Annotated in this window: 8 protein-coding genes; 2 read left to right on the top strand and 6 right to left on the bottom strand. The window is 62.6% G+C overall.

The annotated features are described in order from the left end of the window. Positions 1 to 32: 32 nt before the first annotated feature. Entirely contained in the window at positions 33 to 821 is a 789-nt protein-coding gene (locus GXH28_RS10030) for a class I SAM-dependent methyltransferase (RefSeq protein WP_169238886.1), read from the bottom strand. A 9-nt stretch (positions 822 to 830) separates the two neighbouring features. Between GXH28_RS10030 and dnaE the strand changes: the two genes are divergently transcribed. Further along, complete coding sequence (gene dnaE / locus GXH28_RS10025; RefSeq protein ID WP_169238885.1) at positions 831 to 6,137, top strand: DNA polymerase III subunit alpha; 5,307 nt, start codon at positions 831 to 833, stop codon at positions 6,135 to 6,137. After that, positions 6,134 to 6,748 carry an NTP transferase domain-containing protein gene (mobA, locus tag GXH28_RS10020; protein ID WP_169238884.1) on the top strand — a complete coding sequence of 205 codons (615 nt, stop codon included), beginning with the start codon at positions 6,134 to 6,136 and terminating at the stop codon, positions 6,746 to 6,748. The genes dnaE and mobA overlap by 4 nt, the downstream gene beginning before the upstream one ends. A gap of 9 nt (positions 6,749 to 6,757) precedes the next feature. On the opposite strand, the gene GXH28_RS10015 is transcribed toward mobA, so the two are convergent. Genes GXH28_RS10015 through GXH28_RS16845 form a run of 5 tightly spaced genes read right to left on the bottom strand, consistent with a single transcriptional unit; the run spans position 6,758 to position 12,252 of the window. Next, positions 6,758 to 6,982, bottom strand: a complete 225-nt coding sequence (locus tag GXH28_RS10015; RefSeq protein ID WP_169238883.1) for a hypothetical protein — start codon at positions 6,980 to 6,982, stop codon at positions 6,758 to 6,760. A 19-nt stretch (positions 6,983 to 7,001) separates the two neighbouring features. Beyond that, the gene (locus GXH28_RS10010) at positions 7,002 to 7,853 is read right to left on the bottom strand and encodes an SPFH domain-containing protein (protein WP_169238882.1); all 852 of its coding nucleotides are present in this window, start codon (positions 7,851 to 7,853) and stop codon (positions 7,002 to 7,004) included. Next, complete coding sequence (locus GXH28_RS10005; RefSeq protein WP_169238881.1) at positions 7,850 to 9,214, bottom strand: AAA family ATPase; 1,365 nt, start codon at positions 9,212 to 9,214, stop codon at positions 7,850 to 7,852. The genes GXH28_RS10010 and GXH28_RS10005 overlap by 4 nt, the downstream gene beginning before the upstream one ends. Beyond that, a complete protein-coding gene (locus GXH28_RS10000) occupies positions 9,165 to 10,535 on the bottom strand; it encodes a winged helix-turn-helix domain-containing protein (RefSeq protein ID WP_169238880.1) in 1,371 nt (456 codons plus the stop codon). The genes GXH28_RS10005 and GXH28_RS10000 overlap by 50 nt, the downstream gene beginning before the upstream one ends. A 16-nt stretch (positions 10,536 to 10,551) precedes the next feature. After that, the gene (locus tag GXH28_RS16845) at positions 10,552 to 12,252 is read right to left on the bottom strand and encodes a phosphotransferase (RefSeq protein WP_169238879.1); all 1,701 of its coding nucleotides are present in this window, start codon (positions 12,250 to 12,252) and stop codon (positions 10,552 to 10,554) included. Positions 12,253 to 12,318 lie beyond the last annotated feature (66 nt).

Genomic DNA, 12,318 nt, shown 5'->3' with positions numbered 1-12,318 from the left:
GCGCAAAGCCGCGCACCCCTCCGAGCGACGCCTCATCCCTTGCGAGCCACGCCGAAGAGGTAGGCGCCTATCTCAGGCAGCGGTTCGTCGTATAACGGCCTCAGGGAGCGCTCTAACATCCTGAGTAAAGGATTCTTCACGCTGGGGAAGAGCACCCACCGGCCGGTCAATTTCTTAGAGATGAGATTCGGCAGCCCAAAGTAGTGGCCCAGTTCGAGCGCGCGCAGCGCGCGGGGAGAGAAGTAGTACCACACGCGCTCGACGGTGAACCCGGCGCGCCTCAGGCGTTCACGCCACACGGCTGGGCTGTCGCAGTGATGGTGGCGCGCGATGCGATTGAAGAACCGGCGATAGGCATCGCCGGCAATTACGGCGCCAACCAACCAATCCGTAAAATGATCGGAGGGGGAACAGAAGAGCAGATGCCCGCCGGGTTGCAAGACGCGATAGCACTCGGCGAGCACGGGATCGAGATCGGGAATGTGCTCCAAAACCGAGTTGCTCACGATAGTCCGAAAGGCGCCATCGGCAAAGGGCATATGCGCGCCGTCGGCCAGCGTGAGCAGTCTATGGGCCTGGCGCATGCGCGACTCCCACAACGGGCCGCGCCATGGATCGAGACCAACATCCAGGGGCCGGGAGAAGGTATGCGCAGCGAAACTGCCATCGCCCGACCCTAGATCGAGCACCGGTTCGACGACCGGAAGTTCCTGATAGAACCGGGATTCCACCGCGCGCAGCAGGGCGCGAAAATAGGGCAGTTCGACGAGCTGGTTCCACAGGAAGTCATACCCCGGCGGCTGCGCGAAAGCGTTCCTCATCGTAGGTCGGTGTCGCCCTCCAAAGGAGACCGGATTCTAGCACCCGGCCCTCGGCGCAGCCAGGTCATCGCGCCCCCGACCCAGGCGCTGAACTTGTGCTATCCTAAGCTGCGCATCTCCACATCGGCTATGGGCTTCGTTCACCTGCACGTGCATTCCGAGTATTCGCTGCTCGATGGCTTCGGCAATATCAAGAAGCTGGTGCGGCGCGCCAAGGAGCTGGATATGCCGGCGCTCGCATTGACCGACCACGGCGCGATGTATGGCGCCATCGAGTTCTTCGATGTGTGCAGCGAGTTGGGGGTCAAGCCCATCATCGGCATCGAGCTCTACCTCTGCAAGCGCGGGCGCCGGATGCAGGACAAGGATGTCAATTTCGACCGCAGCCCACATCATCTGCTCCTGCTGGCAATGAACAACGAAGGCTACAAGAATCTGATGCGGCTCTCGTCGCTGGCGCAATTGGAAGGCTACTACTACAAACCTCGCATTGACCACGACGCGCTGGCGCAGTACCACCAGGGCCTGATTTGCACCTCCGGCTGCCCATCGGCCGAGATCCCGCGCCTGATCCAGCAGGGACAGTTCGAGCAAGCGCGCCACGTGGCGCAGTGGTATCTCGACCTGTTCGGCGACCGCTTCTACTTCGAGCTGCAGGATCACGACCTCCCCGAACTCAAACTGATCAACGAGACGCTCATCGCCTGGTCGAAGGAGATGGGGGTGCCGCTGATCGCCACCAACGACGTGCATTACGTGCTGCGCGAGGACGCGCCGTCGCACGACCTGATGCTGTGCATCCAAACCGATGCGCTGCTGAGCGACAAGAATCGGATGCGCTTCAACAACGACTCATACTATTTGAAAAGCGAAGCGGAGATGGCCGAACTCTTCGGCCAGATCGCGCCCGAAGCGCTGACCAATACGCTCGCAGTCGCCGACCGCTGCGACGTCACCCTGAAGTCGAAGACGTTTCACCTCCCCCACTTCCAACTGCCGGACGGCTTCGCGTCGGACGCCGACTATCTGCGTCATCTGTGCTACCGGGGCTTTGAGGAGAAGTACGGCATCCCGGCGCAAGCGGCGTCGGATGCCTCAGCGGATGAGCCGATTGACCTGACCCGCCGTTCCCCCCTCGCGCTGCCGGAATCGCGCAACAACCCGGCGCTGCGCCCCAGCGCGCTGCGCCAGCGCCTGGAGTATGAGCTGAGCGTGATCATCGAGATGGGGTTCGCCACCTATTTTTTGATCGTGTGGGACCTCATCCGCTTTGCGCGCGAGGCCGGCATCTGGTGGAACGTGCGCGGCAGCGCCGCCGGCAGCATGGTGTCCTATGTGCTCGGCCTGAGCTACATTGAGCCGGTCAGCAACGATCTGCTGTTCGAGCGCTTCCTCAACCCCGGGCGCGTGTCCATGCCGGATATTGATATGGACTTCCCCGACGACCAGCGCGGCCTGTTGGTGGACTACACCATCGCCAAATACGGGCGCGAGAACGTGGCGCAGATCATCACCTTCGGCACCATGGCTGCGCGCGCTGCGCTCAAAGATGTGGGGCGAGTGTTGGACATTCCGCTCAATGAAGTGTCGCGCATCACGGCGCTCGTGCCGGCCATCCCCGGCAAGCCGATCACCTTGACGCAGGCCCTAGAGCAAGTGCCCGAACTCAAGCGGCTCTATGAGGGCGCGCCGCACGTGCGCGAGCTATACGACCGCGCCGTCAAAGTCGAGGGCACAGTGCGCAACGCCGGCACCCACGCCGCCGGCGTGGTCATCGCCGACCGCCCGCTGATCGAATACACGCCGTTGAACCGCTTGACCGGCACGCCGCTCACCCCGCAGCTCAACGCCGTCACGCAATTTGAGATGACGCACCTGGAGTCCATCGGCCTCCTGAAGATGGACTATCTCGGCTTATCTACGCTGACCATCATGCGCAAGGCCTGCGAATTGATCGAGCAACGCCATGGCGTCAGGCTGAACCTGACCAACATCCCGATCCACGACCGGCGCATCTACGAGCTGTTGTCGCGGGGCGACGTGCAGGGGGTGTTCCAGGTGGAAGGCACCGGCATGCGCAATCTGATGATGCAGATGAAGCCGACGCGCTTCCAGCACGTGGTGGCGGCGCTGGCGCTCTTCCGGCCCGGGCCGATGGAGTACATCCCCACCTATATCCGACGCATGCACGGCGAGGAACAAGTGGAATACCGGCACCCCGACCTGGCGCCGGCGTTAGGCGAGACCTACGGCATCTGCATCACCGGCGATGCGGTGTTGTTCGACCCCATCACCGGCCGGCGCTGCCGCATGGATGAAGCGCAGCATGTCCCCGATCTTCATCTGCAGAGCGTCGCGGAGGATCTTTCGCCGGCCGTCGGCCGCGTCGTTCACTGGGTACACAACGGGAAGAAACCGGTGTATCGATTAACGCTGCGCAACGGCGCCAGCATCAAAATGACGTCCGATCATCGTGTGCTGACCGAGGATGGTTGGATGCCGCTGAGCGCGCTCAAGCCTGGTGACTTCATCGCCACGCCGCGACAGTTACTGGGGCCGAGCCGCGATTACGATCGAGACCGTCTGCGTGTGCTGGCTTACCTGATCGCCGACGGCGATTTGGGCAATCTCGCCGCCGTGAACTTCGTCTCTAAGGACCCGGCCTTGCTCGACGAGTATCGGCGCTGCTTGCGCGCGTTCCCGGATGTGCGCGAGACGAAAGTGCAGCAAGCGCGTCAGGTTTGGCGAATCGGCGCCGCTAAAGCGCAGGCATCGGCATATCACGAACCCAATGCTGTGTTAGCCTGGTTGCGCGAACTCGGGCTCAAACATATGCCAGGCGCCGAAAGAGGGGGATGCCGGAGCGATGAAAAGTGCGTGCCAAACTTCGTATTCGGTTTAAGCCAAGAGGCGATCGCGTTCTTCCTCGCTTCGTTGTGGGATTGTGATGGCTACGTTGGGCGTAAGCTATGCCACTATCGCACAATCTCCGCTCAGCTTGCCCATGACATCCAAACACTTCTGCTTCGCCTGGGCATTCGCTCGGTCATTTACACCAACGCCTACCATGCCCCTAGCCGAGGCGCGCGACTCGCTTACCAAGTGACGGTCTATGAGACTACAGCATTAATGGAATGGCTCGCGCCGTTCATGCTCACCCAGAAGCGAGCAGTTGCTTGCAAGAGTCGCGACGGACACACGATTCGCCGTGCCGACTTCATCGCCGAGGTCAATGCGGCGCTGTCTATCTCGCGCAAAGCCATGCAGCGCAACTTTGGCTTGAGCGCCCAACACTTCTACCCCCGTGCGCTTCAGCGTCCGCGCATCAGCGCATACGTTGTCGAGCCGCTGGCGCAAGCAGCACCCCTCCCTGAAACCCTCAAGCGATTGAGCGTGATCTGGGAAGAGATCGTCAAGATCGAGCCGGCCGGGATAGAGGACGTTTACGACCTAACCGTTGAGGGCTTCCACAATTTTGTCGCCAACAACATCATCGTCCACAATTGCGTATACCAAGAGCAGATCATGCGCCTGGCGCGCGACATCGCCGGCTACTCGGTGGGCGAGGCCGACACCATTCGCAAAGCCGTCGCCAAGAAGAACGCCGAACAACTGCTGAAGCACAAGACCAAGTTCCGCGAGGGCGCCGTCAAGAAGGGCTACAGCGCCGAACTGGCCGACGCCATCTTCGGCGACATCGAGTACTTCGCCCGTTACGGCTTCCCCAAGGCGCACGCCGCCGACTACGCGGCCATCACCTGTCAGACGGCCTGGCTCAAGGCCTGCTATCCGCTCGAATACATCTGCGCGCTGCTCACCTGCGAGAGCGGCAACACCGAGAAGATCACCGCCCTGATCGCCGACGCCAAGTTGCACGGCATCAAGATCCTGCCGCCCAGCGTAAACGCCAGCGACGCCGATTTCACCATCGAAACCCCGCCGAACTTCAAGGCCAAGGACAGCATCGGCGCGATCCGCTTCGGCTTGATGGCCATCAAGGGAGTCGGTGAAGGGCCGGTGCGCGCCATTGTCGAGGCGCGCAAGCAGGGCGGGCGATTCAAGTCGCTCGACGACTTCTGCCGGCGCGTGGATATGACGGCGCTGAACAAGCGGGCGCTCGAGTCGCTCATCAAGGGGGGCGCCTTCGACGACTTCGGCTCGCGCCCGCAATTGCTGGCGGTCGTGGATCAGATGATCGGCGTGGCCACGACGGCGCGCCGCGCCGCCGAGCGCGGCCAGGGCATGTTGTTCGGCGGGCTGGGCGACGCCGGCGGTGAGACCCTGATCGTCCTGCCCAAGCACGTCCGCGAGATCCCGCGCAAGCAACTGTTGCAAGACGAGAAGGAGCTGCTCGGCACCTACATCTCCGCGCACCCGCTCCAAGCGCAACTCGACGCGCTTCAGCATCAGATCACGCACACCAGCGCCTCGTTGACCGAAGGTGACAACGGACAGAAGGTGGTCGTGGCCGGCGTAGTCAGCTCCATCCGCCCACACACGACCAAGGCCGGCAAGCCGATGGCCTTCGGCGAGCTGGAGGACATGTACGGCCGGCTGGAACTGACGATCTTCCCAAAGACCTGGGAGAAATTCCAGGACAAGTTCCAGAAAGATAAGGCGCTGCTGGTGTGGGGCAAGGCCGAAGTGCAGCCGGGCGGCACACCGAAGATCCTGGTCGAGAAGGTCCGCGATTCATTCGAGATCGCCCGCAGCGCCGACGACGCCCCCGCCGCCTATAGCGACATCTCCGAACCCAGTCATGCCGTCGCCGAGGAAGTCATCAACGCTTACTTCGACTCGCAGCCGGCCCAGCCAATGCACGCGCCACCGCCATCTTCAACCGATGCAGCCGCCCTGGACGAGATCAACTTCACCGATGACAACATCTCGCCCCCTCATCCTTTCCCGTCCGGCACCGATGATCTGACCGTCACATCGCGCCATGGAGCAAACGAGGCGGCGCCGTCGCTCGACACATCGAATGACGGTGGGCAGCCGGCGCTTGCTGCTGAGGGCGAGCCTGCAGCTATCGAAAATCCGCATCCGAGCGCGAAGGACTCCCCCTCCATTTCTGCCGACCGTAAGCCGCTGCACATCGTCATGCACCGCAACGGCGACCCGCGGAGCGACGTAGCCAAGCTGGAAGCCGTATTGCAGACGCTGCGCAAATATCCGGGCGATCAGCCATTTGCCCTGACGCTGCAGCAGGCGAACGGCAAGGCCGTGACGCTCGACTTCCCGAACGACGCCACGCGCGACTGCCCAGAACTGCGCAGAGAACTGACCGCGCTGTTGGGCGCGCAGTGCATCGTGTGACGGACGAACGCCAGCCCAGCCTGACGGTCGCCATCCTATGCGGCGGGCAATCCCGCCGGATGGGTCAGGACAAAGGGCTGATGCCTTTCCTGGGCCGGCCGCTCGTTCAGCGGGTGGTCGAGCGCGTGCGGCCGCTCTCGGGCGAGATTGTCCTCGTCACCAATCGCCCCGACGACTACCGCTTCCTCGGCTTATCCATGCTGCCGGATGCGTTGCCCGGCCGTGGACCACTGGGCGGTGCGTTCACTGCGGTGATGGCGTGCCGATCTACTGCGCTGGCGCTGGTGGCCTGCGACATGCCGTTCGTCAACGCGGCTGTGCTCGCCCGCGCCTACCAGGTGTTAGCGGCGGAAGGCTGCGACGCCGTGGTGCCCTTGACGGCTAACGGGACGGAGGCGCTCCATGCAGTCTATCGCGCAGCGACCTGCGCGCCGGTGATGAAAGCCGCCCTGGATGCCGGTGCACTGAAGATGGACGGTTGGCTGCGCCAGGTGCGCACGCGCTTCATCACGCCGGACGAGATTGCCCGTTTCGATCCGGAGGGACTGGCCTTCGTCAACGTTAACACGCCGGAGGATTTTCGCGCCGCTGAACAGCGCGCGAGGAGATAGCGCAGTGGGTCATTCGGACGCCGCCGGTGCGTCGTCGTTCGCCTCCCAGCCGATGATCCACACGCACAAGCCGGCCAACCCAATCGTGGCCAGGATCAAGAACAACCACTGGTTCCACAGCAGGCCGACATCGCGCGCGGCGATGATGAGGATGATGACCATGCCGGCGGCCAGCGCAATCCACGCCGCCAGCCGAGGATGCTTCTCGGCGAACGCTTTCAGTCTCGTCAGCATGCGCGGATTCTAATCCGGCTCATGGGATCAGCCGGCTGCGCGGGCGCTTCTTCGGCGGCGATGGCGCGTCCGCGTCATCCGCCGCTGGAGCCGCGCCGTCCGAAAGATGCGGCGACGATGGCGCGTCAATCACCGGTGGGGATGGAGGCGGTGCGACGTCCATCGGGCTGGCCGGGAACTCGACGTACTGCCGGTTGGGCGACATGCGGCTCAACGCCTCGATGATCTGGGCGCGCATCACCTGGGCCAGCTCATAGGGCGCGTATCGGGCAAGATCGAGGGCGTTCGCCCGGCGCTGGGCGATCTCGGCGAAGCGGTAGCGCAGTTCCGCCGGGGGTGTCACGCCGAGCAAGAGCATCTGCGTCGGCTCAAGCCCCAATTCGCTCACCAGGTCCTTCAGGAGGCTCAAGGTGCGTCGCTCGATCTCCTCAAACACCAGGCCGCGACACACCTCATCAACGGTGAACGCCGGGAGCACCTTCTGCAGCACGCCGCGCGTGCGCCAACACAGCGCGTCACGCCGGTCTTCCCGCGTCCATTTCACGACAAGATGCGTGATCTCGTGCAGTGCGCGCTCCGGTGCAAAATTGAACATCAGCCCCATCTCGAGATCCACCGGCAGCCCATCGCGCGTCTGGATGCCACGAAACGGGACTCGGATCGCATCGGGCGCAACGTTGATTACGGCGCGGACATCCTGGGTGAGAGGGTCAATGGTGAAGAAGCCGGGTCCGCGGTGCAGCGCGTGAAAGCAGTCGTTCTCATACACGACGGCGACTTCGTCTTCGCCCACCCAGTGCCGGCCGAATAAGCGACCGAGCGCGCGTTCCAGGCGATGAAAGAGCGGGAGTCGTTTGTCAGATGGTTTCATAGCACGAGTTGGCATGCGCCGTCCGGATAGATCCGCAGGCAATCGAGCTTGATCAGGTCGAGCCGGCGCTTCAGGCCGGCCAGATATTGCGACAACCGAGCCTCCGGGCTGCCGCCATACTGACGCGCAAGCGATTCGTGGCTGAGCATGTCCGCGAGCAGATCGGCGCGCGACACCGGCTTCGGATAGCGCTCGCAAATGCGCCGCAGCAGGCTCAGCTCGACCAGGCTCAGGTCGCGGATGGGATAGCCGTTGATCCGCACTTCGTTCCGCGCCGAGTCGAACTCGAAGGAGCCGCGGCCGGCCTGCGATGGAAGCTGCGATGCGACGAACGCGGCGAAGATCGGCGAACGGATTGCATAGCCGCCGGCCCGCGTGTGGATCACCCCCTTGGCCTCCAGCGACCTCAGCCCATCGCGCTCGGTCGGCGCCGTCCCGCACGCGACGGCGATCAGTGCGGCCTGCTCTTCTGCCTCCAAGCTCTCCCAGATATGCCCGCATTCGGGCAGCACGTCGCAGTGGGATTGCAATCGGCTTAGTGTTTCCGTCGCGCCGACACGGATGCTCGGCTCGCGATGCATCGCCGTCAGGATGGCGCGCAGCAGGCCGGGATGGTTGCCCGACCAAGCGAGCAGCGTCTCGACCGCTGCCGGTGATAGCCCGCCGATACCCCACTGCTCACTCAACTCTCGCACCAAGGCGCGGGCATCGTCATCGCCATACGGGCCGATGGCGATGGTATGGGCCGCCACCAATTCGTAGAACTCCTGAAACTGGGCTTCGGCCCGCAGGTAGGCCAGCTCGCGCCGGGTGAAGGTGGCATACATCAGCTTGCGCTTGTGATCGTCGCGGAACGGCCTCAGACCGTTCAGGGTCGCCGTCGGCGCACGCTGTGCCACGGGGTCGAAGTCGTCCAGCAAGACGAAGAGCTGATCGAAGCCGGATCGAAAGACCGTAGCGAACGCATCCTTGAGGTTGATTCGCGCGCGCTCTGCCGACGCCGATGCGATGGCCTGGTCGCGCAGCGCCACCACTTTCGCAGTTGCGCCGTTGGGTGAGGGAACGGCGTCTTGCAAGGCGCGCACCAGCGCGTCGAGCATCAATCTATGCAGGGCGACCGGCGTGTATTCGGTCAGATCGGTGCAGTTGACCAGGACACTCAAGCAAGCTGCGGCGCGCGCGCCGAGGTGATAGGCGAGCACGTCGCGCCGGGCCAGGTGCCGGGCAACGTTGGACTTGCCCGAGCTGCCGACGCCGACGAGCGAGCACGACTCACCGCTCGTTAGCACATCCAGCACCCGCCGAATCAGGTCACGGCGGAAGCTTACCGGTCGGCCGCCCATGGTTCGTTCGTCCTTCATCTGTTCCATCGCTCCCTCCCGTCTCTCCCCCAAGGCCGCCCTCGTCTCCGTCCATCAGCTTGTAGCCCTTGCCGCGCACGGTGATGAGATAGCGCGGGCGGTCGGGCGCCGGCTCGATCTTCTTGCGGATGCGTTTTACCAGGGCGTCCACCGCGTTGTGATGTAGCGCTTCGAAATGTTCGTTGGGGTTGAGTGTCTCGAGGATCTCCTGGCGGCCATATACATGCCCCGGCGCACGGGCGAGGATGGCCAGCAGGTCGAACTCGCGCGCGGTCAGGTCGGTACGCGCCTGCCCGCCTACCCACACGGTGCGGGTGTGCTCATCTACCACCAGCTGGCCGTTGGCCGCCGGCACGCCGTGCTCGCCGACGTACTGCGCGAAGACCGGGCTGAAGAGCTGGCCATCCCGCACCAGCCCTTTGAGCACGAGCCCCTCCAGTGCCAGGGCATCGTGCACGGGTTGCCCGCGCGCTATCCGGTAGAGCGCCATCTGCTCGTCCGATGGCACGCTCATCCACAATTTGTGGCACTCCTCGCGGACTGCGTCCCCCGGGGTCGCCCGTCCATTCGTCACTGCGTCGAACATGGCCCCGATCAGCCCGGGATGCCCGCCGCTCCTCTCGACCAGGGCTGCGCGCATCTGTGGCGTGAGCTGCCGGCCGCGGCGCGCCTCGATCTGTTCGACCACCGCATAGGCATCGCCGAGGCTGTAGGGCGGCAGGCCGATCACCGAGCGCGAGAACAGCTCGTAGAAGCCTTCGCAGTCGGCCGGCGGGCGGATGCGTTTCGGGTGATTGCGCACCACGAGCAGGTAGCTCAGCCAGGCTTTGTTGCCGTCGCGCAGTGCCCGCAGGTTGGCCAGGGCCAGCGGCGGCAATGTGCGATACGCTTCGTCGAACTCGTCGAAGACGACGCGCAACTGGAAACCGCGTTCACGGCAGAGCATGAGCGCGGCCAGCTCGACGTGCCGGCGGGCCAGCAAGGCATTGTGGCCGGTGATCACCTCGCGGCGTAGGGCGTTCAGCTCGTTGCGCAGGCCGTGCAGGTCCGTATGCTGGCCACACGCTTCGACCATCGCGGTGAGGATCAGCTCGAAGAATCCCCACTCCGAGATTTCGGCCAGGCGGTTGCAATCGCAATAGGCGAACAGGGTGGTGGCGGCGTGCTCGCGCAGGTAATGGGCGCGCGTCTCCGGCTCGAGCATGAAGCGCAGCAAGCGCGACTTGCCCATGCTGGCGCCGCCGACCACGGCGCACGACTCGCGCGTGCGGATCAGCTCGAAGAGCGGGATGAGAATTTCGGCGCGGTAAGCAGGGTTCATGGCCGCAACGGCGAATTCACTTCACATCAGGTTCAACCGGAGTGATGCTACCAAGATGTTCTGGCAGATCCTCCGGTCGTGGCCAGTCGTTGGGTGGCCAGTCACTGTTCCATGCAGCTAATCGCTCGGCGATGAGCGCGGCGCTCAGCAACGCGCGCATGCGCGCCGCGTTTCGCGCGCTGGCGTCCACGTCGGAGTATTTGCGCAGCAACGAGATCAACGTCTCCATCAGCAGCGCCCAGTAATACTGTTTCATTTCGGCCAGTTCGCCGGTCAGCTCATGGGCCAGTTGGCGTAGAACACAAATTGCGTCGAAGGCTTTCCGCAACTCACGAATGACGCTGGAATCTAAGCCGCCAATCTCGTGCCAGGGAAGCGACTGAGGCTTCACATTTCCTTTACGAGGCGCAAGCAAAGCCATATCCATTGCATATGACAAGCGCAACTGCTCCGGCGCTATCGGTGCGAGCCGAAGACGAATATCGGCTTCTAGTTCGGCGAAGTCGCGCAAGATATAGCCAGGACCGGATCGCTCGTAATCCAGCACGTATGTTTTGCAGTGCTCATCAACGAAGATGTTGCCGCTGTGCAAATCGCCGTGAGTCAGCGCTTCCCAGCGCGAGCGGAAGGAGGATTGTCCACGATGCTCATAGGCCCACCTCACAGGATCGCGTAGTTTGAGTGGTACTCCGAGCAGCAATGCCGCATCAAACTTTTTGTCGTTCTGAGCACAGTAGTCTTGAATGCGGCTCTCGAAGTCGGGAGTAAACATGTGGCTGATGTAGTAGCCATAGACCGACTGGCTGTCTGCGCCACGGTGCTCTTTGTATAGCGGGCCCAACGTCACGTTGAACAAATCTTCGAGGGCTCGCGTCACTTGCTCGCTTGATGCAGCAGGATACCATGCCCGAAACAATCGGCGATCATCGCGGGCGATGTTGGTGTAACGAATCGCCCCGATATTCCAGAGAGTGACGCTATGTCCTTTGTCCTCGATGCGCGCGCAGCGGTCGGTGAGCAGCAAGCCCTTAACCCATGTCTTGTAATTGTCTACTTCGCGCTTGATCTTCTCTGCGTCAGCCACTTTCACGACTTCTCGCTGTAGTGGGAGACGATCAGCACGGATGGGTTCAGCGATATAAACAGCAGAGCGTGCAGGTACAGTAGCCGTCGTCTGAGAGGGATAGGGCGCGTCGGGCACGATTAGATGCAACTTTTCGATCCTCGGATTTTCATCACGATAGAGGAGTACAAGAGCGCACCGAATCTCTTCTTCACTGGCCTCTGGTGTGTCCTTCAATGTTTTGCTGCACAGTTCGTCATAGCCTGGGCCATCTGGTTTTAGGCTACAGGGACAGAACTTCTCTAAAGCGTTATACACCTCACCCATGAGCTTATTCGGATCGTCACCTTTCTCGAAGAAGCCGACGATGTTGTCGTAACGCCTAGACCGGTTGGTGGCCGGGATGTTGCCGTAGGCAGTGACGATGATGCACATCGTCGGTGCAAGCGCGCCGGCCAGCATCAATCCACTTTCATCGCCTTCAGCTCCGAACAGGCGCATATCCACGATCGCCACGTGGCAGCGATGTCGGCGCGCTTTAGCCTTCGCGTCTTCGATCAGTTTCTCGCCTTTCCCTTCAGCGACAATGGGCTCATAGCCCCGATCCCGAAGGTCTTCAGCATGGTCCTGGCTAGTTTGGAGGTCATCATCCACAACTAGTACGCACTTTTTGGTGTTACATTTACTACAGTTCAACTCATCCAGGCGATTACCCATCTG

This window comes from Candidatus Roseilinea sp. NK_OTU-006 (assembly GCF_012931985.1).
Taxonomy (GTDB): Bacteria; Chloroflexota; Anaerolineae; order J036; family Brachytrichaceae; genus JAAFGM01.
This window is presented reverse-complemented; position numbering and strand designations above follow the sequence as displayed.